The organism is Nonomuraea sp. SBT364, from assembly GCF_001083785.1.
GTDB lineage: Bacteria > Actinomycetota > Actinomycetes > Streptosporangiales > Streptosporangiaceae > Nonomuraea.
Genome location: NZ_LAVL01000072.1, coordinates 17,403 through 40,004 on the forward strand (window position 1 = coordinate 17,403; position 22,602 = coordinate 40,004).

The following is a 22,602-nucleotide window of genomic DNA, read 5'->3' on the forward strand; positions in this document are numbered from 1 at the left end:
TCCAGGAGGAGAGTTGAAGTGGTGCTCGGGCAAGGACCCTCCTCGGGTGTAGGCGACACGTCATACACCGTGAGATAGCTGTGAGCGCCATGTGGGTTACACGACGCCACATCCGTAAGGTTCATCAAAGATCGCGTCCGAGATCTCAAGGCGCGTACCGTCCGCGTCCGGTGCCTTCGTCGAACGCCCCTGCAGGCGGGCTGGTGCTGGGGCCGCATGGGAGGATAAGCGGTAGGACAAGGAGCATGAGCGAGCCTACTGGAAAGTATTCGATCACCATGCCGCGTGACATCGCCGAGGCCGCCCGATCCCCAAGCGGTCCTTCCGGCCTGTCCGCTTACGTCGCCGCTGCCGTCGCGCGCCAGATTGAGCGCGACAACCTCAGCGAACTCATCCAGGTCGCCGAGGCCGAGCATGGCCCCATCGCCGACGAGGAGGTCCAGGCAGTGCGCGACCAGCTCCACCAGGTCCGGCGGGAACAGGCCAATGGTGGGGCGGCTGCGTGACCCGTTCTCCCGCGACTCCCGGCGGCACCCTTGTCCTTGACAGCGAGGGGCTGGCCAAGGCCGTCCTGCGCGACCGTACCGTCACCGCATGGCTTGCTCTGGCCCGTGCGGACGACCTCCGCGTCATCACCTTGGCCGCCACCCTCGTCGAGGTGGTCCACCCACGCGTCAACCGGCCGGCCCTGGAGTGGACGCTGTCCCGCCTTGTCGTCGAGCCGGTCACCGAACCGATCGCCCGCCACGCCGCAACGCTCTTGTCCGACGCCGGCCTGCACGGGCACAAGTACGCCATCGATGCCATGCTCAGCGCCACCGCCCTCGCCGCCCCAGGTCCCGTCACAATCCTCACCTCCGCCCCCGAGGACCTCGCCGCCCTGTGTGGTGTACGCGTCACCGTCATCAAGGTTTGAGGTCATGCTCCTGGCCGGGCTGGAACGAGGAGAACTTGAGCCAGTATTTCCAGATTGGCGATCAAGTCCTCTGGAACCCCTCAACCGGAGTCGCCGGTCTGTTCATACGATCAGCGGAGGCTCTTGCCCCCGAGACGGGACTACCGACAGGGCTCGGCCCTATGGAGAGCGACGAATGTGAGGTCGACCCGGCCGCCTTCGCGGCCTTCGTGAGCGCACTTGTCGGGCGCTACGAGCGTTCGAACCATCCAATTCTGCACTCACTCATGGAGGGCTTCATAGCGACGGCTCTGGTGCTCGTCGAGCGCGGTGGAGCAGAACTTCCCGCGCCTGATGCGAACGACGGCGGCAGGAGGGATGTACGGGTGAGCGAGCATTCCGCATGGCCGCCGGGAAGTCAGGCAGTCGATGTTGGCCGATGGGCGGCCCTTTCGGCGCAGCACGCTCGGGCAATGCCACGCTGAGGCTGGCACAGGCAGGGTACGCACCGGGAATGGCGGAGTCGAAGAGCACCTGTTCGACGACCCAGCGTTTCGGCTGGGGGATAAACCCTTACCGGCAGGGGTTTCACTCGACGACTTCCACGTCGATCCCGGGCGCGGCGCCATGGGCGACGGCCGCGTTCTTCAACCCCCTGACCGCCCATCACCAAGCAGCTATTTCCAGCAATAGCCACCTCTGTTCTTCGCGTATGTATCAAAGTTGCAAGTGGGACCAGCGGTCGTGTCTTGAAAGGCCGCTCCGGCGAGCCGATCCATACCGCGAAAGGGAGGGACGTGGACGTACGGATTCGTATCACCGGCGGAGACGCAGCAGCGGAACTGGCCGCGTTGTGGGAGTGGCTGCAGGATGAGGAAATCCTGCGCGGTGAGGTCAGCCCGGTGGAGAAGGAGATCGGGCAGGAAGAGCTCGGGGGCGCGGTAGAGCTGATCACCGTGGTGCTGGGCTCCGGCGGGGCCGGTCTTGTCCTGTCCCGAGCGTTGAACACCTGGCTGCGTACCCGGCGCGGCGACGTCAAGGTCACCGTCTCCGACGGAGAGCGGACCGTGGAGCTGGAAGCCAGCAACATCAAGGACGTCTTACCGTTGCTGCGGGAGGTGCTCGGTGACGGCGAGACTCCCTGATCCCTTCGACCGCTCGGATTCCCGGGCGGTCCTGATCGGGGTGAGCCGCTACGACGACCCTGGATTCCCCCCGGTGCCCGCCGCGTTGAACAGCCTGGAGGCGATGCGCCGGGTGCTGAGCACCCCGGGATTGTGCGGCTGGCCGGCCGAGCGGGTCACGGTGCTGGGCGATCCGCGTAACGCCGGCCAGGTCGCCCGGACGCTGCGGGAGTTGGCCCGCGAGGCGCGTGAGGTGCTGCTGCTGTACTACGTCGGGCACGGCAAGCTCACCGTCCGCGGCCAGTTGTGCCTGGCGGTGGCCGACTCCGTCGCCGACGCCCCCGATTACACCGGCATCGCCTATTCCTGGCTGGCTCAGGCCTTGCGCGAGAGCCCCGCCCGGACGAAGATCACCATTTTGGACTGCTGCTTCTCCGGTCAGGCCATCGAAGCCCTCGCCGCCGAATCCGGCGACGGCCTGGCCGATCTCACCCACGTCGCCGGCGCGTACACGCTGACCGCGACCACCCGGAACCAGCCCGCCCACGTCCCGCCTTTGGCCGATCAGCAGGGGAAGCTCACCTCGTTCACGAGTCATCTGCTGGGCCTGCTGCGCGAGGGGATCCCGGACGGTCCGGCGTACCTCACCTTCGCCGACCTGTTCCCCCAGTTGCGCAGCCGCCTCGCCGCGGCCGGCCTGCCCCTGCCTCACCAGCGCGGCACCGACACCGCAGACCGCTACCCGTTCGCCCGCAACCTCGCTGTCCCCGCCTCCGGCCCTCCCGCCGCCTCCCCCCGCACCTCGCCTGCGCAAGACCTCCACACCTCACGTGGTCAGCCTCCACCACCGCGGCTGCTCCTCAACCGGCGGGCAGTAGTGGCCGCGGCAACCACCGCGGCCGCCGCCGGGGTCGCGGGCCTGCTCATTCCGCCTTGGCTCGAACAGCGGCGTCGCGGCACCAGCCCCTCCGGCGCCCCGTCCGGCGCACCGTCCGGCAAGGTCTCGACCGTCCCAAGCGCGACGGCCACCGCAGCGGCCCGCGCCACGCCGGCGAGCTCTCCCCGGGCGACGAGCTTCATCTCCGCTCTCAATGTCTCCGCGGTGGCGATCGGGCAGCTCGGTGACATGACCATCGGCGTGACAGGCAGCACCGACAACACGGTACGCATGTGGAATCTGAAGACGCTCGAACAGCATGGTGAAACCATGAAGGGAACCCACCAGCCGTTTCTGTCGGGTCCATCCAATTTCATCATGGCAGTGGCGACGGGGCAGCTCGACGGCAAGGCCATCTGCGTATCCGCCGGTCTATGGGACATCGTGGTGTGGGACCTGGAAACCTGCCGGCGGCGTGGCAAGACCATCGGAATCAAGCCTGACAACGGCCATAATTTCGGCGTGGAGGTCGCGCAGCTCGGCGAGCGTACGGTGGCCGTGTGTGAGAGCTACGGTCCCTCGATCGACGTCTGGGACTTGGGGACTCGCGAACGATATGGTGCACGTCTCACCGGCCTGACCTCAGATGTGGCGGCGGTGGCGGTGGGACAACTCGACGGCCAGGCCGTCGTCGCCGCCAGCGACTCCCACGGCGGACTGGCGGTATGGGATCTGGAATCCGGACGGCAGCGCGGTAATCTCCTCAAAGGCCACACCGATCTGATCGGCTCCATCGCGATCGGTCAGCTCGACGGTGAGGCGATCGCCGTCACCGGCAGTTCCGACGGTACGGTGCGCGTCTGGGACCTGGAAACCGGCAGGCAGCGCGGAGACCCGTTGAAAAGCCATCTCCCGCCCGTCATTTGGGTCGGGATCGGGCAGTTCGAGGGCCGGCCCATCGCCGTCTTCATCGACGATGACAACGCCATGCGAGTGTGGGATCTGCGGTCCGGCCGGCAGCGTGGCAAGACCTTGCACAACCGTGATTCGCACTTCACGGGCGCAGCGGCACTTGGTCGGCTCGAAGACAGGACCGTCGTCCTTGTTTCCTCGGGCTCCGGGGGCGAGGCTGACTCAAGGACAACTCGGCTGTGGGACCTGGGCCCCACCTGAGAAGTCGGGGTCTTCGGCCAGGAAAGTGCCGAGCACGCCGCGTTGATGGCCGCCCCGGTACGTCCGAGTGTGGTCAGCGACGGAGGGGTCGAGCGATGAGATCGTTCACGGGAAAGATGGCCGTCGTCACCGGAGGCGGCGCCGGGATGGGGCGCGAACTGGTCGTCCGGTTGGCCGCCGAAGGCTGTTCGGTCGCCGCGTGCGACGTCGACGAGGCCGGACTGGCCGTCACCGCCGAGCGAGCCGTCAGAGCCGCACCCGGCGGCGGCGAGGTGCGGGTCACCGCCCACCCCTGCGACGTGTCGGACGAGGCCCAGGTCACGAGGTTCCGCGACGAGGTGGTCGAGCGGCACCGGACCGGCCACGTCAACCTGCTGTTCAACAATGCCGGCATCGGCGGCGGCGGCAGCTTCGTCACCAGCCCGCGTGCCGAGTGGGAGCGTACGTTCGGCGTCTGCTGGGGCGGGGTGTACCACTGCACGCGTGCGTTCATGCCGCTCCTGATCGCCAGTGATGAGGGGTGCCTGGTCAACACCAGCAGCGTCAACGGGTTCTGGGCGGCCGGCCCCGGTGTGCCGATGAGCGCGTACAGTGCCGCCAAGTTCGCCGTGAAGGGCTTCTCCGAGGCGATGCTGACGGACCTGCGGATCAACGCGCCGCACGTACGGGTCGCGCTGGTGATGCCGGGGCACGTCGGCACGGAGATCGTGATCAACTCCCGCCGGATCCATGGCTACTCCGAGCCTGACGACATGACCGCCGAGGAACTCGCGGACGCCCGCACGCTCGCCGCCGCCGTCGCGGGCGTTCCCGCCGACCGGTTGAGCGATGAGGAGGTCCGGGCTGCGGCCAAGAGCATGGGGGAGTGGTTTCGCGACACCGCGCCGCTGTCGGCCGCCGACGCCGCGACCGTCATCCTTGAGGGCGTACGCGCCGGCACGTGGCGCATCCTGGTCGGTGATGACGCCCACGCGCTCGACGCGGCCATGCGCGCCGACCCGCTGGACCTGTACCGGCCCGACAGCCCGACCCTCGCGGCCGTGTTCCCCGACATGCGCCCTCGCGAGGAGTGACTCGAGGGCCGGATCCCTCTGGCGCGTGGTCGACGACACCGGGCAGGCGGACGGCACCCATGATCGGCGATATCGCGCCTTCGTCCTCCTCGCGACGTTCGCGAGCCTGCGATGGGGTGACATCGATCTCAACGCGGGGACGGTCCGCGCCAGAATGGCGTACGTCGAGCGCTCAACTAGGGAGATCGTTCTCGGCCTGCCCAAGTCCAAGGCCGGCCGGCGCCCCGTGGGCCCCAGCCCCGTGCGCAGGAGCGGCTTCAACCGGCGCGCGGGATGGAAGCCGTCCAATCAGCCGGGCTCAAGGACCTGGTCAGGCACGATCGGGCACGCGATGACGACGAAGATCCCGCCTGGCCTGCTGGTCACCACCGGCTGGCCGAGAGCCCCAATTGCGCGTTGACGGCCCGACGATCAGGCTCTCGACCTCAGTCGTTGCCACCACGAAGGCTTGATGACACGGGCGGTTGTCCCGCGTGGCGCCTCCCCTGTCATGGCGTACTTGAAGAACGCCTCAAGGTCATGCTCGCCTCCGTCATGGATCCGCTTGGCGACCTTGTTGTGCGGATAGCCGCGAAGTTCCTCTGGGCTGTCCACGGCAGCGGCGTTCTGGTCCGTGCAGTACACCCATGTCCAGTCGCTGTTTCGGACGATCAGCTCGCCCAGATATGCCCCTGCCCCCCTGATCACGCTGTGGATGACCTCAGGAGGCGGCTTCGAGGCGGCGAACTCGGTGCAGTAGTTGTCGAGGTGGTGAATGAACGCCGGGTCCCAGTCGAAGAAGTATCCGTCTTCGCGTGTGTGCTCAACGAAGAGCTCGGCCAGGTTCCGCATGTACTCGGCAGTCTCAGCGTCGCTCGGTGGCGGTTGCTGCTGCGCCTTCCTGCGCACCGTCGACTCCTAGATGCCGGTTCGGATCGCCAGCGCAGCTTCTCATGACACGGCCTGAGGACGGAAGCCTGGCCCGCGCTCTACGTGAAGCCCGAAGCCGAGTCTCTGGTCTTCACCGGAATTCAAGGGTGGGCTCACGCGCCGGGCGATCGGCGTCCCGGGCTGCACTTCCATGATCTCCCTCACACGCGCAACACGATCGCGGCCGACACCGCCGCGGGCCTCAAGGACATCATGGCACGCATGGGACACGACAACGTCCGCGCCGCGATGATCTACAAGCACGCCGTCCGAGAAGCCGACAAGCTGATCACCAAAGCGATCGACAAGCACCTCATCGGGTACGCAAACGCGCACGCAACACCGACGAGGACGACCGCATGGCCTGATGGTTCCAACCGCGTAATGGCACGCCGCGGCGTGCACCAAACCTGACCTGATGCACCGGGGAGCCCATAACGGCCGGTACCGCTTTGCTCGCACGACGTCTCAGGTATCCGCAGGGCCAGGAACCCTGGCAGGACTGGGTAGTGGAGACGTCTCAGGCTGGCACGTCAACGGTCAGTCCGGCTGCCTGTGCAGCATCGGCCAGTCGTTTGTCGTACGTGACGAATGACGTGAGCATGGAGCGGATGCGGAGAGCAGTTGCCAGGTGGATTGCGTCCAGGCTCCGTACGGTAACCGGTCTCACAGTCTGGGCCAGGATGCGAATGCCGGCATCCAATTCCACAAACTCGATCAAATCGAGGACCAGATGAAGTCGGGCGACGGCTTCTGGGGCGTAGCGCGCCAGGGCTCGTGATGACTCGATCTCCAGCAGAACCGAGCTCGTCCATCCGGTCTCCGCTCGTTCATCGAGCCAGTTGCGCAATGCCTGCGACTCGGCCTCGGCGTGGACGAGTTTCACGACTGCAGCCGAGTCGAGATAGATCATCAGCGTTCGTCCTCGCGGTTCTGAGCGATCTCCGCGGCGATGTCGATGCCGTCCGGTTCGCCGAGCGGCATACGCAGGACAGCGCGACGCATAGCGGCAGCGCGTTCCTTACGGAGGGCGGCTTCCAGTACGGCCTGGCGGATAGCTGCCGAGCGTGAGCTGCCGTCATGGGTAAGAACATCCAGTGCGCGCTCGGTCTCCGAGTCGCTGCGGATGGTAATGGTGTCAGCCATACAGTGATGATAAGACGTTTTGTCTTACACGACAAGTCCCGGCCCGCCTTCCGCCCGAAGGGAGAGCCGGCCAGGGCCATGGGGCCAAGGTGGATGACCCAAAGGGAACGCTTCACTGGCGAGCTGGTTCTTGGCCCGCCCAAGTCCCGGGCCGGAAGCGCATCGTCGGCATCCCGCAGGCGATCATCCCGGCTCTCGAGGAGCATCTGCGCCTCTGCGTGGAATCTGAAGCCGGAGCACTGGTCTTCACCGGACTCAGGGGCGGCCCCCTGTGCCGGAGCGGGTCAACGAGCTCTCCCGCTGGATCGAGGCCGTACGGGCGATCGGCGTCCCGGGGCTGCACTTCCATGATCTCCGTCACACGGGCAACACGATCGCGGCCGACACCGCCGCGGCCTCAAGGACCTCATGGCACGCATGGGACACGACAACGTCCGCGCCGCGATGATCGACCAGCACCTCATCGGGCACGACCGGACGCGACACCGACGAGGACGACCCGCCTGGCCTGCTGGCTCCAACCGCGTAATGGCACGCAGAGATCAACAACCCTGGAGAACACCAAAGCCCAGGTACCGAATCCCTCCGTCGGCCTGGGCTTTCACCTCCGCAAGCTCAAGGACGGGGCGTACCGGCTGCGCTTCCAACGGCACGGTGCGATGCCCACCCACCGGAAACCTTCCACACGCGTGCAGCGGCCGAGCGTGCGTTGTGGAGGATGGCCATGGAGGGGAAGGCTGACTCCACCCAGGATCGGCGGTTCCGCGCGATGGTCCTGCTGGCCACGTTCGCCAGCTTGCGTTGGGGTGAAGTCAGAGCACTGCGCCGGATGGACGTCGATCTCAAGGCCCGTACGGTCCGTGTCCGGGTCGCCTTCGCCGAGCGCTCTGCTGGCGGGCTGGTGCTGGGGCCGCCGAAGTCCAAGGCCGGACGTCGGACGGTGGGCATCCCGCAGAGCATCGTCCCCGTCCTCCAGGAGCACATGGACACCTACGTCCAGAACAAACCGGGCTCGCTGATGTTCCCAGCGGCCAAGGGCGGGCCGATACGCCGCAGCGGCTTCAACACCCGAACGCGGTGGGTGGATGTCGTCACGGAGATGGGTCTGCCGGGGCTTCATTTCCACGACCTGAGGCCCACGGGCAACATGCTGGCCGCCGAGTCCGGCGCGGGACTGAAGGATCTCATGGCCCGTATGGGGCACGACAACGTACGAGCGACCATGATCTACCAGCACGCGGTCAGAGGAGCAGACGAGGCGATCACCAATGCCATCGATCGACAACTCGAAGTACGCGACGATGACGACGACGAGGGCACGGCGGGCGCGCTGGTCCCGGCAGGGTGATCAGGAGCTAATGGCCCGTCAATGGCCCGCGAAGATCGAACGAGGCCGGAAACAAGTAAGGCCCGGGTTGGGATTCACATCCCTACCTGGGCCTTCAGACTGAGAGCGGGTGACGGGAATCGAACCCGCGCTGTCAGCTTGGGAAGCTGATGTTCTGCCATTGAACTACACCCGCGTACGGCCGGAGCCGCGGCCACCACTGTACCGGAAACGGGACCCACTTCACCAAGCCATAGCCAGCCCAACTTTCGATCACCAGGTAAGTTTGCTGACCGTGCTGCTATCTGACCGCGACATCCTGGCCGAGATCGACTCCGGGCGGCTCGCGCTGGACCCGTTCGACCGCGAAATGATCCAACCGTCCAGCATCGACGTCCGGCTTGACCGGTTCTTCCGCGTGTTCGAGAACCACAGATACCCGCACATCGATCCCAGCACCGAGCAACCGGATCTGACCCGGTTGGTCGAGCCTGCGGGCGACGAGCCGTTCATCCTGCATCCGGGCGAGTTCGTCCTCGCCTCCACCTACGAAGTGATCACGCTGCCCGACAACCTGGCGTCCAGGCTGGAGGGCAAGAGTTCGCTGGGCCGGCTGGGGCTGCTCACGCATTCCACGGCCGGTTTCATCGACCCGGGGTTCAGCGGGCATGTCACGCTGGAGCTCTCCAACGTCGCGACTCTGCCGATCAAGCTCTGGCCGGGGATGAAGATCGGGCAGCTGTGCGTGTTCAGGCTCAGCTCGCCGTCGGAGTTTCCGTACGGGTCGGAGAAGTACGGGTCCCGCTATCAGGGGCAGCGGGGGCCGACACCTTCACGGTCATTCCGTAACTTCCATCGCACCAGGATCTAGCCCCGCCCGAGTGACAAAAAGGCACTCAAAGTACTCTGGGGCGCGGTGTCGTACAGCATACGGAGGGTAGCGACTAGGAGAAGGGGACATGAAGTTCGCATTTTGCCTGGTAAGCCGTACCCTCTTCCACGGACCATCCCCGCACATCTGGAGAACGACGTGCGCCTGCGTCTCACGCCACGTGAGGACAGCTACTATGACCTGTTCGCCGACTCGGCGAACAACCTGGTCACCGCATCACGCCTGCTCGTAGAGATCATCAGTGACGGCTCGGACCGGGAGGCCCTGGCCGAGAAGATGCGCGCCTGCGAGCACGCCGGGGACGAACGCACTCACGCGATCATGAACCGGCTCAACGAGAGTTTCATCACTCCCTTCGACCGCGAGGACATTTACCGGCTGGCCTCCAACCTCGATGACGTGATGGACGCCATGGAGGCGGCGTCGGACCTCATCGTCCTCTACCAGATCGATCATCTCCCCAAAGATGTCGTTCGCCAGGTGGAGGTCCTGGAGCGGGCCGCCGAGCTGACCGCCGAGGCCATGCCGCGGCTTCGGTCGATGAAGAACCTCAACGAATACTGGATCGAGGTCAACCGCCTGGAGAACCAGGGGGACCAGGTCTACCGCCGGCTGCTGGCCAAGCTGTTCAGCGGCGAGTACGACGCGCTCACGGTCATGAAGATGAAGGAGGTCATCGACGCCCTGGAAGAGGCGGCCGATGCCTTCGAGCACGTGGCCAACACGGTCGAGTCGATCGCGGTCAAGGAAAGCTAACTCAGTGGACCTCACGCTCGCCCTCGTCATCGGCGTGGTGGTCGTGGCGTTGGTGTTCGACTACACCAACGGCTTCCACGACGCCGCCAACGCCATCGCGACCTCCGTCTCCACCAGGGCGCTCACCCCCAGGGCGGCGCTGTTCATGGCGGCGGCGATGAACTTCATCGGTGCTCACCTCGGCACCCAGGTCGCCCAGACCGTCGGCAAGGGCATCATCGACGCGCCGGACGGCACACACGGACTGGTGATCGTGGCCGCCGGACTGATCGGCGCGATCGTCTGGAACCTCATCACCTGGTACTTCGGCCTGCCTTCCTCCTCCAGCCACGCGCTGATCGGCGGTCTCATCGGCTCGGCCCTGGCTTCGGCCAGCGTCGTGCACTGGGACGGCGTCGTGGCCAAGGTCGTCATCCCCATGATCATCTCTCCGCTGGTCGGCTTCACCCTGGCGGCCGGGATCATGATCGCAATCTACTGGATCTTCAGGAACGCGCAACCGGGCAAGGCCAACCGGGGCTTCCGCTACGCGCAGACGGTCTCGGCCGCGGCGATGGCGCTCGGCCACGGCCTGCAGGACGCGCAGAAGACGATGGGCGTCATCTTCCTGGCGCTGGTCGTCGGCGGCTACGCCGCGCCGGCCGACGACATCCCGCAGTGGGTCATCCTGGCCGCCGCGGGCGCGATCTCACTCGGCACGTACGCGGGTGGCTGGCGCATCATGCGGACGCTGGGGCGCCGCATCATCGCCCTCGACCCGCCGCAGGGCTTCGCCGCCGAGGCGGCGGCGTCGACGGTGCTGTACGGCGCGGCGATCGGGTTCGGGGCGCCGATCTCCACCACGCACACGATCACCTCGGCGATCATGGGCGTGGGCTCGACCAAGCGGCTGTCGGCGGTGCGGTGGGGCGTGGCGGGCAACATCGTGACCGCCTGGGTCCTCACGATTCCGGCAGCGGCTCTGGTGGCCGCTCTGTCGTACTACGCGCTGCACTTCCTGGTGGAGTAGCGGCGTACATCACGTCGACGTCCCACCGGCTGAACCCGAGGGACTCGTACAGCCTGATGGCGGCCGTGTTGGCCTCGTCCACGTAGAGCATCGCCTGGGCGAGGCCGCGCGAGCGCAGATGGGCCAGGCCGGCCAGGGTGAGGGTCTTGCCCAGGCCGGTGCCCTGCTGGGAGGGGTCGACGCCGACGACGTAGACCTCACCGAGCGGCTCGTGGCCGTGCTCGTCGGAGCCGTGGATCTTGGTCCAGTGGAAGCCGGCGAGCCGGTCGCCGCGGAACGCCAGGAAGAAGCCGGCCGGGTCGAACCAGGGCTCACGCTCGCGCAGCAGCAGGTCGTCCATCGTCCACGCGCCCTGCTCGGGGTGGTGGGCGAAGGCCGCGGAGTTCACCTTCAGCCACGCCTCCTCGTCCTGACCGGGGACGAACGCGCGGATGCGGACGCCTTCCGGGACGTCGAAGGCGGCCAGCGGCGCGAACAGGGAGCGGCGCATCTGCCAGAGCGAGCGCGCCCGTTCGAAGCCGGAGGCGTCCGCGAGCGCCCCCGCGCCCGGGTGGTCGCCGTGCGCCCACAGGCGCAGCCTGCCGCCCGCCAGGTCGAGTACGGCGCGCAGCAGGTGGGCGCCGTGGCCGCGGCGGCGGTGGGCGGGATGGATGACCAGTTCGCCGCTGGGCCCCTCGACCTCGTCGGTGGGGTCGACGTGGGCGTAGCCGGCCAGGACGGAACCGTCGTAGAGCAGGAGGGACCGGGCCCGGGGGTCGCCGCCGTAGCGCATGTGCAGCATCACGTGCTCGTTCAGCGGGCGGACGCCGTCGGTCTCCGTCGCCGCCTCGACGACGGCCAGCACCCCGGCGATTTCCTGGTCATCAAGCCGTTCACGGACTTTCACATGCTCGCTCACAGCTCGAACTCTAGGCGTACGACTGGCAAATAACGCCATGTCCCGGTCCGATTAATCGTTACCTTTGCGACATTGGTTGCATAGGTTCCGGCCGTAACGTCTTGGGGCATGACGTCCCGTTCCCTCCTCCGGCTCGCGATGGCCGGAGCCGTCGCCGCCGGCGGCGTCCTGCTCGCCGGGCTTCCGGCGGACGCGAGCAAGGCTCCCAGGAGCGTCCCGGTCCGGTTGCTCGCACTCAACGACTTCCACGGCCACCTCGAACCGCCGACCGGGTCCTCCGGGCGGATGGTCGACGAGCACGGCGCCACCGTCGAGGCGGGCGGCGCGGCCTACGTCGCCACCCACATGAAGGCCCTGGCCGACAGGAACACGATCGCGGTCGCCCAGGGGGACCTGATCGGCGCCACGCCGCTGGTCTCGGCCGCCTACCACGACGAGCCCTCGGTCGAGTTCCTGGGCAAGCTCGGGCTCGACGTGGCGGCGGTCGGCAACCACGAGTTCGACGAGGGGTACGCCGAGCTGCGGCGCATCATGAAGGGCGGCTGCCACCCGGTGGACGGCTGCTCCCCCGCCGGGCCGTGGGAGGGCGCCACGTTCGACTACGTTGGCGCCAACGTGCTGTTCAAGAACCGGAACGAGCGGACCGACGCGCTCGCCGCCCTCGGCGACAGCCGCAAGTTCGGCACGCTGCTGAAGGACTGGGGCGTGCCCGCGCTGCCGCCGGTCAGCGTGAAGTGGATGAACGGCGTGCCGATCGGCTTCATCGGTCTGGTCACGCAGACGACGCCGAACATCGTCACCGCCGAGGGCATCAAGGATCTCAAGTTCGTCGACGAGGTCAAGGCCGCGAACGTGGCCTCCGAACTGCTCAAGCTGGTGGGCGTGAAGGCCCAGGTCGTGCTGGTGCACGAGGGTGACCAGGTGACGGCGGGCCAGTCGCCGGACTCCTGCGCGGCGGTCCCGGGCGCGGGCAACCGCATCGCCACCCAGGTCGCCCCCGAGATCGACATCGTGCTCAGCGGGCACTCGCACCAGGCGTACATGTGCACCGTCAAGGACCCGGCCGGGCGTGACCGGCTCTACTCGCAGGGCGGCTCGTTCGGGCGCGTCATCACGCAGGTGGACCTGAAGGTGAACGTGCGGTCGCGGGACATCGACCGCGCCTCGGTCGTGGCGGACAACCACGTGGTGACCCGGACGGTCCCCGCGGATGCCGAAATTTCGCAGTTCGTCCAGACGTGGAAGGACCGCGTCGCCCCGGTCGCCAACCGGGCCGCCGGCACGATCACCGCCGACATCACCAACACCGCCACCGCGTCCGGCGAGTCCGCGCTCGGCAACCTCATCGCCGACGCCCAGCTCGCGGCCACCAAGGAGGGCGGCAACGCGCAGATCGCGCTGATGAACCCGGGCGGCGTGCGCGCCTCCCTGTCGTACGCGGGCTCCGCGGCCGGCGAGGGCGACGGCGTGGTGACGTACGGCGAGTCGTTCACCGTGCAGCCGTTCAACAATCTCATGCAGGTGGTCACGCTGACCGGCGCCCAGCTCAAGACGGTGCTGGAGCAGCAGTTCACCGGCGGGCCGAACAACCAGGCGTTCACCAAGATCCTGCAGCCCTCGGCGAACCTGACCTACACCTACAGCACCGGGGCGGCCTGGGGCTCCAAGGTGTCGGACATCAAGATCGACGGCGTCCCGGTGACGGACACTCAGACGATCCGCGTGGCGGCCAACAACTTCCTGGTCGGCGGCGGTGACGCGTTCCAGGCCTTCACCGAGGGCACGGACCTGTGGAGCGGGCCGCTCGACATCGACGCGTTCGTCGCGTACCTGGGGCAGAACAACCCCATCGCGCCGCCCGCCACCAACCGCATCACGGTGACGGGCTGACCGCACGCAGCGGGAGGCGGACCACGAACCGGGCGCCCGGTTCGTGGTCCGCGACCGTGATGGCGCCGCCGTGGGCGTTCACGATCTCGCGGGAGAGCGCCAGCCCCAGGCCGCTGCCGCGCCGGTCCCTGCTCCGGCCCGCCTCCAGGCGGGTGAAGCGCTCGAAGACACGTTCGCGGTCCTCGGCGGCGATGCTGTCGCCGTCGTTGGTGACGGTGACGACGACGTCCCGGCCGTCCAGCGAGACGTCGAGGTCGACACGGGTGCCGGCGTGCCGGACGGCGTTGTCCAGCAGGTTCGTCAGCACCCGGTCGAGCTGCGTCGGGGAGCCCAGGACGGGCGCGGGCCCGCACGGGCTCAGGTGGACGGGGACGCGGGCGTCCTGGCGGCGGTCCGCCTGGTCCCGCGCCAGGTCGCAGAGGTCGACGGTGGTGCGGGGCGCCACGGCGCCGGCGTCCAGGCGGGCCAGCATGAGCAGCTCGTCGATGATGTCCGCGAGCCGGTCCGCGGCGGCCATCGCGCGGACGCAGGTGTCGTACCAGTCCGTCTCCTCCGGGTAGGCGGTGGCGTAGTCGAGCTGGGTGCGCAACGCGGTGATCGGGCTGCGCAGCTCGTGCGAGGCGTCGGCGACGAAGCGGCGCTGCGTCTCGGCCGAGCGTTCGAGCCTGTCGAGCGTGCTGTTGGTGGTTGCGGCCAGCCTGGTGATCTCGTCGCCGGTGGCCGGTACGGGGACGCGGCTGCTGAGATCCGCGCCGGTGATGTCGGCCAGCCGGGCCCGGATGCGCTCGACGGGCCGCAGCGCGAACCCGACCACGACCCAGGTGATGAGGCCGATGATGAGGAGTACCAGCGGGGTGCCGATGAAGAGCAGGCCGTAGACCCAGGTCAGCGCCCGGTTCACGTCGGCGAGCGACGCCGCGCCGTACACCGTGACCGGGCCGGACGGGGTCCGCACGGACATCGCCATGACGCGGTAGTCGCCGCCGGGATCGATCTTGGGCGGCAGGCCGGTGAGCTTGCGGTCGGTGGCGTAGATCCGCTCCGGCTCCGGCGGGTCGAAGCCGGTCACCAGCCGCTGCTGCCCGAGTCTGCCCGCCGCGACGACCCGGCCGTCCGGGGCGATCACCTGCACGAACTGGACGCGGGCGGGGGTCTCCAGCTTGGCGGGGAGCTTGCCCATGCGCGCGTCGCTCGCCGTGCGGCGCACGGCCAGCTCGACCCTGGCGTCCACCCGGTCGCGCAGGCTGCCGGGCACGGTGGCCACGGTGATCGCGGACGACGTGCCGAAGACCAGCGCCCCGACCAGCACCGCGATCGTCGTCAGACGCCCACGGATCGAGCGAGGTATGAGCACGCCTGTCCCTCTACCCCAGACCGGACATTCATGACGTTCACTAGCTTTCTCGCCACAAATACCACGACCCGGTGAGGTGGAAGCAGGAATCCTCCCCACCGAGGTCCGGCGGCTCGCCCCCGGGGTTCCAGGCGAAGCCCCACGAGTCGAGGAAGCCGGTGCCCGTCACCAGGAGCCGCACGCCGCCGGGGGTGACGCTGGGCGCGCTCGACCGGGTAGAGGCCGATCCACTCCCCCTCCCCCGGGATCCGTCCTCCGTCGGCGAAGCGCTCCAGGGCGGCGCGCGACAGCTCGAACCGGGCCAGCAGCGGGACGCCGGTCACGACCAGCCCGCCCACGAGCAGCGCGACCAGGGGCGGCGCCACCCAGAGCGCGTACGCCAGCATGGTCAGCCCGAACTCACCTCCGGGGACGCTGTGGGCGTAGACGGTCAGCAGCGCGGCCGTGAGGACGGCCGCGAGCATGGCCCAGCCTGAACGGCGGGCGAACTGATGGGTCATGGGTGTTCGCTCCTCGCGATTCCGCTGCAAGCGTGCTGCCCTATGCGGGGCCGGGACCAGCGGGCACAGTGAGGTCCCATGGATGTATTGCTGCTGGGCGGGACCGAGTTCGTAGGCCGGGCGTTCGTCGAGGAGGCGCTGGCTCTGGGGTGGCGGGTGACGGTGTTCAACCGGGGCACGCACGAGCCGCCTGCCGGGGTGACCGCGCTGCGCGGCGACCGCTCGCGCGAGGGCGGGCTGGAGGCGCTGACGCGCGGCGAGTGGGACGTGGTGGTCGACACCTGGTCCTGGGCGCCGTCCGCGGTGCGCGAGGCGGCATCGCTGCTGGCCGGACGGGCGGGCCACTACGTGTACGTGTCGAGCCGCTCGGTCTACGCGCCGCCGGTGCCCTTCGGCGCCGACGAGAGCGCGCCGCTGACCGGGAGCGGCGACGTGGGCTACGCCGCGATGAAGGCCGGCGGCGAGGAGGCCGCGACGGCGGCGTTCGGCGAGCGGGCGCTGCTGGCGCGGGCCGGGCTGATCATCGGGCCGCACGAGAACATCGGGCGGCTGCCGTGGTGGCTGACCCGGATCGCCCGGGGCGGGCCGGTCCTGGCGCCGGGGCCGCGGGAGCTGGGCGTGCAGTACGTCGACGCGCGCGACCTGGCCCGGTGGTGCCTCGACGCGGCGCGGCGCGGGGTCGGCGGCGCGTACAACGTGGTGAGCCCGCCGGATTTCACCACGATGCGGGAGCTGCTGGAGACGGCGGTGCGGGTGACCGGGTCCGGCGCGGAGCTGCGCTGGGTGGAGCCGGAGGCGATCCTGGCGGCCGGGATCGAGCCGTGGACCGATCTGCCGATCTGGCTGCTGGGCGAGGATCACGCGTTCATGCACGGCGCCGACGTGTCCAAGGCCGTGGCGGCGGGGCTGACGTTCCGGCCGGTCGAGGAGACGGTGGCCGACACGTGGGCGTGGCTGCGGAGCATCGGCGGCCGCGCGCCCATGCGTCCCGACCGGCCCGCCGTGGGCCTCGACCCGGAGGTGGAGGCCAAGCTGCTCAGCGCGTGACCCGGCCCCTGGCCAGGTCGTAGAGCGCGGCGGCCAGGGCGACGCCGACGAAGGCGAGCACGACCAGGAGCCCGTGCCTGAACGCGGCGGGCCAGCCGTCGGCCAGCGAGCCGAAGAAGACCGACCCGGCGGCGGCGATGCCGACCGACGAGCCGAGCCGCTGCCCGGTCTGGAGCACCCCGGCCGCGCTGCCGCCGCCCGAGGGCGGCACCTCCGACAGGCTGATCGCCTGGTTGGGCGCGATGACGAGCCCGCTGCCGATGCCGGCCACCAGCAGCGGCAGCGCGGTGGCCAGCCCGACGCCGGGCCCCGGCACCAGGACGGTGGCCCAGACCGTCGACGTCAGCCCGGCGATCACCGTCAGCAGCCCGGCGGCGACCACCCGCCGCCCGGCCCGCCCCACCAGCCGGCCGCCCAGCACGGAGGCCGACGCCGAGCCGAGCGCGAACGGGGTGATCGCCAGCCCCGCCTGCAGCGGGCTGTAGTGGAGCCCGCTCTGCAGGTAGAGGGTGAAGATGAAGAAGATCCCGGTGAACCCGGCGAAGTAGAACAGGGCGATCGTGGTGCCGAGGCTGTAGGAGCGCCGGGCGAACAGCGCCAGCCGGACCAGCGGCTCCTTGCCGTAGTAGCGCTCCCAGGCCACGAACCCCGCCAGCACGGCCAGCGACGCCGGGACGAGCAGCCACTTGGCCGTGCCCTCCCACTGGTGCTGCTGGATGACGGGCAGCAGCAGCCCGGCCACGCCCGCGCCGAGCAGCAGCACGCCGACCGGGTCCATGCTCTCGCGCCGTCCCTGACCGCGTGCCATGGCGGGCAGCAGCTTGCGTGCCAGCGGCAGCAGCGCGAGCCCGATCGGCACGTTCACCAGGAACACCCACCGCCAGCCGTGGTCCGCGCCGAACGCGGTGACGAGCGCGCCGCCGATGAGCGGCCCCGCCGCCGTGGACAGGCCGATCGTGGCGCCCAGCGCGCCGAACGCCCGCCCCCGCTCCGGCCCCTGGAACATCTGCTGGATCAGCCCCGACACCTGCGGGTTGATCACCCCCGCCGCCAGCCCCTGGAGCAGCCGCGAGACGATCAGCACCGGCATGCTGGGCGCGAGCCCGCACGCGGCGCTGGCCAGGGTGAACAGCAGCACCCCCCAGATGAAAAGGTCACGCCGCCCCCTGGCGTCGCCCAGCCGCCCGGCGGGCACCAGCAGCAGCCCGAACGTCAGCGCGTAGCCGGACAGGATCCACTGCAGGCCGTCGGCGGAGGCGTGCAGGCTCTCCCTGATCGAGGGCAGCGCGACGTTGACGATGCTCACATCCAGGCCGGACATGAACGCCGCCACCAGGCAGACGGCCAGCGCGGGCCTGCGCGGGTCGGGCGTCACGCCGATCACATCCCCCCTTTTCCGCATCATCTACCCCGGGTACCGTCCGATCATGGACACGTTGGCGGTGGAGCGGAACGGCATCAACGCGATCCCCGAGGGGGAGCGTCGTGGCAGGCCGTCGGATCTGTTCTGGCCCTGGGCGGGATCGAACCTGTCGCTGTTCGGGGTCGCGTTCGGCGTGTACGTGGTGGGGCTCGGGCTGGGCGTCTTCCCGGCGATCGTCACCGGCGCCGTGGGGTACGTGCTCTCCTTCGGGCTGGTCGGGCTGGTGGCCGTCGCCGGGTCCCGGTCCGGGGTGCCGACGATGACGCTGGGCCGGGCGCCGTTCGGCTACCAGGGCAACAAGCTGCCCGCCGCGCTGTCGTACGTCTCGAACGTGGGCTGGGAGACCGTGCTCGTCACGCTGGCGGCGCAGGGCGGGGCGGCGATCCTGGGGCGCGTCGCGCCGGGCATCCCGGCCACGACGGCGACGGCGGTGTGCTTCGCGGTGGCGGCGCTGGTGACGATCGCGGTCGGCGTGTACGGGCACGCGATGATCATGGTGGTGCAGCGGTACCTGACGTACGCGTTCGTCGTGCTGACGGTGATCTACATGGTGCTGATGGCGCCGAGGCTCGGCACCGCGCTGGAGGGCGGCGAGGCCGGGCCGGGCGCCTGGGTGGGCGGCGTGATCTTCGCGATGACGCTGCTCGGCCTGGGCTGGGTCAACTGCGGTGCCGACTACTCGCGCTACCTGCCGTCGGCGTCACGGCCGTCGCGGGTGGCGCTGTGGACGACGCTGGGCGGGGCGCTGCCCCCGATGGTGCTGCTGGTGTTCGGCGTGCTGCTGGCGGGCGGCGATCCGGAGCTGGCGGGCGCGGCGGCGGGCGATCCGGTGGGGGCGCTGGCCGGGGCGCTGCCGACCTGGTTCCTGTTGCCGTACCTGCTGACCGCCATCGGCGGGTTCCTGGCCGGAGCGATCATGGACATCTACTCCTCCGGGCTGTCGATGCTGGCGCTGGGCGTGCCGATCAGGCGGCACTACGCGGTGCTGATCGACGGGCTGCTCATGGTGCTCGGCGGCTACTACCTGCTGTTCGTCTCGACCAGCTTCCTGGCCACGTTCCAGGCGTTCCTGGCGATCATCGGCGTGGTCATGGCGGCCTGGGTCGCGGTCTTCCTGGTGGACCTGTGGCGCTGGCGCGACGGCGGGCGCGCCTACGACGAGCGGCTGCTGCGCCCCGGCGCGCCGGCGGTCAACTGGCCGGGGCTGATCTCGCTGGTGGCGGCCTCGGTCGTGGGCATCGGCCTGATCAGCTCGGCCGACCCGAACCTCACGGGCGTCGTCGGCTTCCTGATGAGCGAGGATCTCAAGGCGGGCACGTTCGCCTCGGCCAACATCGGCGTGGTGGTGGCCCTGGTGCTGGCCGGCGTGCTCTACCTGGCCATCTCCAGCGTGGCGCCGCGGCGCCGCTGACCTGCGCGGACTACCCTCGGTGGCATGGTGCGGCTGCTCTGGTGGGCGGTCCACGGCGCGTCGGCGGTGCTGCTGCTGGTCGCCGTGGGCGGCGACGGGCGGCCCGCCGTGGCCGTCGGCGGCGTGCTGCTGGCCGCCCTCTACGCGGCCGGGCCGGTGTTCGGCAGCGGCCTGAGCAGGACCGGCGAGCGGATCTGGCTGGCGACGCTCACCTGCGCGTGGGCCGGCCTGGCGGCACTGTCGCCACCGTTCGCCTGGCTGGCGTTCCCGCTGTTCTTCGCGTTCCTGTACGTGCTGCCGCTCTGGGCGGCCACGTTCGGCGTGACCGTACTGGCCTGCGCGGCCGGAGCGGCGGCGAGCTGGCACGCGGGAGCCGTATCGGCGCCGCTGGTCGCCGGGCCCGCGGCCGGGGCGGCGCTGGCGGCGCTGGTGTGGGCCGGTCCCGTCACGGGGTCACGATCGCGAAGCCGGGCACGGGGCCGTCCAGCACCGCCACCAGGCGCCTGAGCACCCCGGTGTCCCCCTCCCGGTCCACGCCCTCCACACCCTTGCCCGTGAGCAGCGCGATGAGCTGGGTCTTGGTGAGCGTGAGCGTCAGGTCGACGGGCGCCTCCGGCGGATCCTCCTGGTGGACGAGCGCCCCGTTGGACAGCGTCGTGCGGTGCCGCTCCCCCAGGTCGGTCAGGTGCCAGTCGATCGACAACCGCTCGTGCCAGGCCCGGGGACCGTTCACCCGGATGGCGATCGAGTCGAAGATCTGGCTCACGCTCAGCGCCGCCACCAGGTCGGGAGAGGGCTGCGCGGCCGTCGCGGGCACGATCCCGTCGGCCAGCTCCAGCGCCCCCATCAGGTACGAGTTCCGCCAGGTGGCGTTCTCGGCGCCGTGGCCGAGCCGGGTGTAGACCTCGGCCAGCAGGTCGCGGGCCGCCTTGTTGCCCTCGTCGGCGAAGACGGCGTGGTTGAGCAGCTGGGCGGCGAAGCGCAGGTCGCCGCCGTCGATGTAGGCCCTGGCGAACGCGACCACGGCGGCGCCGCCGCCCAGGCACTCCACGTAGCGGATGGCGCTCTGCCGCGGCGGGTGCTCCCACAGGTGGGCCGGGTTGCCGTCGAACCAGCCCAGGTAGTGCTGGTAGATGGCCTTGACGTTGTGCCCGGTCGAGCCGTAGTAGCCGTGGGTGTGCCAGACCTGCTCCAGGTTCGGCGGCAGCTGCAGGTGCTCGGCGATCTCCGGGCCGGTCATGCCCGTGTTCATCAGGCGCAACGTCTGGTCGTGCAGGTAGGCGTACAGGTCGCGCTGCTCCGACAGGAAGCGGACGATGTTCTCCCCGCCCCAGGAGGGCCAGTGGTGGGAGGCGAAGGCCACGTCGGCGGCGCCGCCGAACAGCGTGATGGCCTCGGTGAGGCAGCGCGTCCAGCGGCGCGGGTGGCGTACCGGGGCGCCGCGCAGCGACAGCAGGTTGTGCTGGTTGTGGGTGGCGTTCTCGGCCAGGAAGAGCGCCCTGCGGCCGGGCAGCAGGAACGACATCTCCGGTGGCGCATCGGCGCCGGGCGCGAGCTGGAAGGTGAACCGCACCCCGTCGACGCTCTCCTCCTGGCCGGTGCGCTCGACGTACAGGGTGGGCGGGATGAGGGAGATCGTCCCCGTCGAGGAGGCCATGCCCAGGCCGGTGCCGATCTGGCCCCACGGTGATCTGTCCAGCGCCGGGCCCTCCGAGTAGACGGCGCGCCGGGTCATCGCGGGGGCGGCGTAGACGCTTTCGGAGGCGGCGTGTTCGAGAAAGCCCGCCGGGGCCACGATGGGCACGCCGCCGGAGGTGACGCCGCGCACGCCGCCGAAGTGGTCGACGTGCGAGTGCGTGTAGACGACGCCGGTGACCGGGCGCTCGCCCCGGTGGTCCCGGTAGAGGCGCAGCGCCGCGGCGGCGCACTCGGTGGAGATGAGCGGGTCCACCACGACGACCCCGGTGTCGCCCTCGACCAGGGTCATGTTCGACAGGTCGAGCCCCCGGACCTGGTAGATGCCCTCGGCCACCTCGTACAGGCCCTGTCTGGCGCAGAGCTGGCCCTGCCGCCACAGGCTGGGATGGACGGTTTCCGGGCAGTCGGCCTGGAGGAAGGCGTAGGCGTCGTTGTCCCAGACGACCCGGCCGTCGACGTCCTTGACCACGGCGGGGGTCAGACCGGCGATGAATCCGCGATCTGCGTCCTCGTAGTCCTGGCGGTCGTGGAATGGAAGGTCGGCCATGCCGGGTGCATGCCCCAAATTCACCACAGACAGGACCAAAGGTCGGGCAATACGGACAAAAGGCGGTGTGATTTGCTTGGGGCCATGGAAGCGTGCGTGTTCGACCTCGACGGGGTGCTCGTCGACTCCGAGCCGGTCTGGGAAGAGGTGCGGCGGGCCTTCGTCGCCGGCCACGGCGGTGTCTGGCAGGACGACACGCAGTCGAGGCTCATGGGCATGAGCACCGGCGAATGGGCCGCCTACCTGCACGAGCTGGGCGTGGACCTGCCGCCGGACGAGATCGCCAAGAACGTGATCGACCAGATGGCGGCCCGCTACCGCGACGGCGTCCCGCTGATGCCGGGCGCCACCGACGCGGTCCGCCGCCTGGCCGGCTCCGTCACGCTCGGCCTGGCCAGTTCCTCGCCCCGGGCGCTGATCGACGTGGTGCTCGACGCCAGCGACCTGACCGCCTGCTTCGCGGCCACCGTGTCGACCGAGGAGGTGCCGCGCGGCAAGCCCGCCCCCGACGGCTACCTGGAGGCGGCCCGCAGGCTCGGCGTCGACCCGGCGGGCTGCGTGGCCGTGGAGGACTCCAGCAACGGCCTGCGCTCGGCCGACGCGGCCGGCATGCGCGTGGTGGCCGTCCCTCACCCCCGCTACCCGCCCGCCCC

General features: G+C 69.6%; 25 protein-coding genes and 1 tRNA gene. 17 read left to right on the top strand and 9 right to left on the bottom strand.

The window, feature by feature from the left end:
* Positions 1-245 precede the first annotated feature (245 nt).
* From ADY59_RS27310 to ADY59_RS27335, 7 genes are all read left to right on the top strand, one after another.
* Entirely contained in the window at positions 246-506 is a 261-nt protein-coding gene (locus ADY59_RS27310; RefSeq protein WP_049567489.1) for a hypothetical protein, read from the top strand.
* Entirely contained in the window at positions 503-916 is a 414-nt protein-coding gene (locus ADY59_RS27315) for a type II toxin-antitoxin system VapC family toxin (protein WP_049567491.1), read from the top strand. The genes ADY59_RS27310 and ADY59_RS27315 overlap by 4 nt, the downstream gene beginning before the upstream one ends.
* The gene (locus ADY59_RS54110) at positions 883-1,380 is read left to right on the top strand and encodes a DUF6086 family protein (protein WP_442937735.1); all 498 of its coding nucleotides are present in this window, start codon (positions 883-885) and stop codon (positions 1,378-1,380) included. The genes ADY59_RS27315 and ADY59_RS54110 overlap by 34 nt, the downstream gene beginning before the upstream one ends.
* Positions 1,381-1,692: 312 nt before the next feature.
* Positions 1,693-2,040, top strand: coding sequence for an effector-associated constant component EACC1 (locus ADY59_RS27320; protein WP_156325770.1), 348 nt, complete (start codon positions 1,693-1,695; stop codon positions 2,038-2,040).
* Entirely contained in the window at positions 2,021-4,069 is a 2,049-nt protein-coding gene (locus ADY59_RS27325; RefSeq protein ID WP_049567495.1) for a caspase, EACC1-associated type, read from the top strand. Before ADY59_RS27320 ends, ADY59_RS27325 begins: the two co-directional genes overlap by 20 nt.
* Before the next feature lie 95 nt (positions 4,070-4,164).
* On the top strand, positions 4,165-5,142 hold the full coding sequence (locus ADY59_RS27330) for an SDR family oxidoreductase (protein ID WP_049567498.1): 978 nt from the start codon (positions 4,165-4,167) through the stop codon (positions 5,140-5,142).
* 25 nt (positions 5,143-5,167) lie between these two features.
* Positions 5,168-5,542: a hypothetical protein gene (locus tag ADY59_RS27335; RefSeq protein WP_049567499.1), complete on the top strand. Its 375-nt coding sequence runs from the start codon at positions 5,168-5,170 to the stop codon at positions 5,540-5,542.
* A gap of 11 nt (positions 5,543-5,553) precedes the next feature.
* Here the strand turns inward: ADY59_RS27335 and ADY59_RS27340 are convergent, their stop codons facing one another.
* Positions 5,554-6,030 (bottom strand): hypothetical protein, encoded by a 477-nt coding sequence (locus ADY59_RS27340; protein WP_049567500.1) that lies wholly within the window; start codon positions 6,028-6,030, stop codon positions 5,554-5,556.
* A gap of 84 nt (positions 6,031-6,114) precedes the next feature.
* On the opposite strand from ADY59_RS27340, the gene ADY59_RS51665 reads away from it, so the two are divergent.
* Positions 6,115-6,465, top strand: a complete 351-nt coding sequence (locus tag ADY59_RS51665) for a site-specific integrase (RefSeq protein ID WP_053175202.1) — start codon at positions 6,115-6,117, stop codon at positions 6,463-6,465.
* A 106-nt stretch (positions 6,466-6,571) separates the two neighbouring features.
* Here the strand turns inward: ADY59_RS51665 and ADY59_RS27350 are convergent, their stop codons facing one another.
* Together ADY59_RS27350 and ADY59_RS27355 are read right to left on the bottom strand one after the other, a co-directional pair.
* Complete coding sequence (locus ADY59_RS27350; RefSeq protein WP_049567503.1) at positions 6,572-6,964, bottom strand: type II toxin-antitoxin system VapC family toxin; 393 nt, start codon at positions 6,962-6,964, stop codon at positions 6,572-6,574.
* Positions 6,964-7,197 carry a hypothetical protein gene (locus ADY59_RS27355; RefSeq protein WP_049567504.1) on the bottom strand — a complete coding sequence of 78 codons (234 nt, stop codon included), beginning with the start codon at positions 7,195-7,197 and terminating at the stop codon, positions 6,964-6,966. Before ADY59_RS27355 ends, ADY59_RS27350 begins: the two co-directional genes overlap by 1 nt.
* 724 nt (positions 7,198-7,921) lie before the next feature.
* Between ADY59_RS27355 and ADY59_RS27360 the strand changes: the two genes are divergently transcribed.
* Positions 7,922-8,545, top strand: a complete 624-nt coding sequence (locus tag ADY59_RS27360) for a site-specific integrase (protein ID WP_053175205.1) — start codon at positions 7,922-7,924, stop codon at positions 8,543-8,545.
* Between the two features lie 104 nt (positions 8,546-8,649).
* Here ADY59_RS27360 and ADY59_RS27365 read toward each other — a convergent pair.
* A tRNA-Gly gene (locus tag ADY59_RS27365) sits at positions 8,650-8,720 on the bottom strand.
* Positions 8,721-8,819: 99 nt separating this feature from the next.
* On the opposite strand from ADY59_RS27365, the gene dcd reads away from it, so the two are divergent.
* The 3 genes from dcd (at position 8,820) to ADY59_RS27380 (ending at position 11,181) form a co-directional block, all read left to right on the top strand.
* On the top strand, positions 8,820-9,395 hold the full coding sequence (gene dcd, locus ADY59_RS27370) for a dCTP deaminase (protein ID WP_049567542.1): 576 nt from the start codon (positions 8,820-8,822) through the stop codon (positions 9,393-9,395).
* Positions 9,396-9,554: 159 nt separating this feature from the next.
* Complete coding sequence (locus ADY59_RS27375; RefSeq protein ID WP_049567507.1) at positions 9,555-10,172, top strand: DUF47 domain-containing protein; 618 nt, start codon at positions 9,555-9,557, stop codon at positions 10,170-10,172.
* Positions 10,173-10,176: 4 nt separating this feature from the next.
* Positions 10,177-11,181 (top strand): inorganic phosphate transporter, encoded by a 1,005-nt coding sequence (locus ADY59_RS27380; RefSeq protein ID WP_049567510.1) that lies wholly within the window; start codon positions 10,177-10,179, stop codon positions 11,179-11,181.
* On the opposite strand, the gene mshD is transcribed toward ADY59_RS27380, so the two are convergent.
* Positions 11,114-12,079, bottom strand: a complete 966-nt coding sequence (gene mshD / locus ADY59_RS27385) for a mycothiol synthase (protein WP_231618912.1) — start codon at positions 12,077-12,079, stop codon at positions 11,114-11,116. The genes ADY59_RS27380 and mshD overlap by 68 nt on opposite strands.
* 108 nt (positions 12,080-12,187) lie before the next feature.
* Between mshD and ADY59_RS27390 the strand changes: the two genes are divergently transcribed.
* Positions 12,188-13,969 carry a bifunctional metallophosphatase/5'-nucleotidase gene (locus ADY59_RS27390; RefSeq protein WP_049567516.1) on the top strand — a complete coding sequence of 594 codons (1,782 nt, stop codon included), beginning with the start codon at positions 12,188-12,190 and terminating at the stop codon, positions 13,967-13,969.
* Here the strand turns inward: ADY59_RS27390 and ADY59_RS27395 are convergent.
* Both ADY59_RS27395 and ADY59_RS27400 read right to left on the bottom strand, forming a co-directional pair.
* Complete coding sequence (locus ADY59_RS27395) at positions 13,953-15,323, bottom strand: sensor histidine kinase (protein ID WP_063780802.1); 1,371 nt, start codon at positions 15,321-15,323, stop codon at positions 13,953-13,955. The genes ADY59_RS27390 and ADY59_RS27395 overlap by 17 nt on opposite strands.
* Entirely contained in the window at positions 15,290-15,823 is a 534-nt protein-coding gene (locus ADY59_RS27400; RefSeq protein ID WP_049567519.1) for a hypothetical protein, read from the bottom strand. The genes ADY59_RS27395 and ADY59_RS27400 overlap by 34 nt, the downstream gene beginning before the upstream one ends.
* 78 nt (positions 15,824-15,901) lie before the next feature.
* Between ADY59_RS27400 and ADY59_RS27405 the strand changes: the two genes are divergently transcribed.
* On the top strand, positions 15,902-16,870 hold the full coding sequence (locus ADY59_RS27405) for an NAD-dependent epimerase/dehydratase family protein (protein WP_049567522.1): 969 nt from the start codon (positions 15,902-15,904) through the stop codon (positions 16,868-16,870).
* Here ADY59_RS27405 and ADY59_RS27410 read toward each other — a convergent pair.
* Positions 16,860-18,275, bottom strand: a complete 1,416-nt coding sequence (locus ADY59_RS27410) for an MFS transporter (RefSeq protein WP_049567525.1) — start codon at positions 18,273-18,275, stop codon at positions 16,860-16,862. The genes ADY59_RS27405 and ADY59_RS27410 overlap by 11 nt on opposite strands.
* A 22-nt stretch (positions 18,276-18,297) precedes the next feature.
* On the opposite strand from ADY59_RS27410, the gene ADY59_RS27415 reads away from it, so the two are divergent.
* Positions 18,298-19,704 carry a purine-cytosine permease family protein gene (locus ADY59_RS27415; RefSeq protein ID WP_049567548.1) on the top strand — a complete coding sequence of 469 codons (1,407 nt, stop codon included), beginning with the start codon at positions 18,298-18,300 and terminating at the stop codon, positions 19,702-19,704.
* Positions 19,705-19,728: 24 nt separating this feature from the next.
* Positions 19,729-20,211, top strand: a complete 483-nt coding sequence (locus ADY59_RS27420) for a hypothetical protein (RefSeq protein ID WP_049567527.1) — start codon at positions 19,729-19,731, stop codon at positions 20,209-20,211.
* Here ADY59_RS27420 and ADY59_RS27425 read toward each other — a convergent pair.
* A complete protein-coding gene (locus ADY59_RS27425; protein WP_049567528.1) occupies positions 20,150-21,949 on the bottom strand; it encodes an alkyl/aryl-sulfatase in 1,800 nt (599 codons plus the stop codon). The two genes, ADY59_RS27420 and ADY59_RS27425, sit on opposite strands and share 62 nt — an antisense overlap.
* A gap of 84 nt (positions 21,950-22,033) precedes the next feature.
* On the opposite strand from ADY59_RS27425, the gene ADY59_RS27430 reads away from it, so the two are divergent.
* On the top strand, positions 22,034-22,602 hold a 569-nt coding region (locus tag ADY59_RS27430; protein WP_049567529.1), incomplete at its 3' end, for an HAD family hydrolase.

Excerpts from the sequence above, each read along its gene's own strand:
- ADY59_RS27420 (WP_049567527.1), top strand. The coding sequence starts at position 19,729 with ATGGTGCGGCTGCTCTGGTGGGCGGTCCACGGCGCGTCGGCGGTGCTG.
- ADY59_RS27405 (WP_049567522.1), top strand. The coding sequence starts at position 15,902 with ATGGATGTATTGCTGCTGGGCGGGACCGAGTTCGTAGGCCGGGCGTTC.
- ADY59_RS27330 (WP_049567498.1), top strand. The coding sequence starts at position 4,165 with ATGAGATCGTTCACGGGAAAGATGGCCGTCGTCACCGGAGGCGGCGCC.
- ADY59_RS27390 (WP_049567516.1), top strand. The coding sequence starts at position 12,188 with ATGACGTCCCGTTCCCTCCTCCGGCTCGCGATGGCCGGAGCCGTCGCC.
- ADY59_RS27410 (WP_049567525.1), bottom strand. The coding sequence starts at position 18,275 with ATGATGCGGAAAAGGGGGGATGTGATCGGCGTGACGCCCGACCCGCGC.
- ADY59_RS27400 (WP_049567519.1), bottom strand. The coding sequence starts at position 15,823 with ATGACCCATCAGTTCGCCCGCCGTTCAGGCTGGGCCATGCTCGCGGCC.
- ADY59_RS27415 (WP_049567548.1), top strand. The coding sequence starts at position 18,298 with ATGGACACGTTGGCGGTGGAGCGGAACGGCATCAACGCGATCCCCGAG.
- ADY59_RS27425 (WP_049567528.1), bottom strand. The coding sequence starts at position 21,949 with ATGGCCGACCTTCCATTCCACGACCGCCAGGACTACGAGGACGCAGAT.
- ADY59_RS27310 (WP_049567489.1), top strand. The coding sequence starts at position 246 with ATGAGCGAGCCTACTGGAAAGTATTCGATCACCATGCCGCGTGACATC.
- ADY59_RS27360 (WP_053175205.1), top strand. The coding sequence starts at position 7,922 with ATGGAGGGGAAGGCTGACTCCACCCAGGATCGGCGGTTCCGCGCGATG.
- ADY59_RS27355 (WP_049567504.1), bottom strand. The coding sequence starts at position 7,197 with ATGGCTGACACCATTACCATCCGCAGCGACTCGGAGACCGAGCGCGCA.
- ADY59_RS27350 (WP_049567503.1), bottom strand. The coding sequence starts at position 6,964 with ATGATCTATCTCGACTCGGCTGCAGTCGTGAAACTCGTCCACGCCGAG.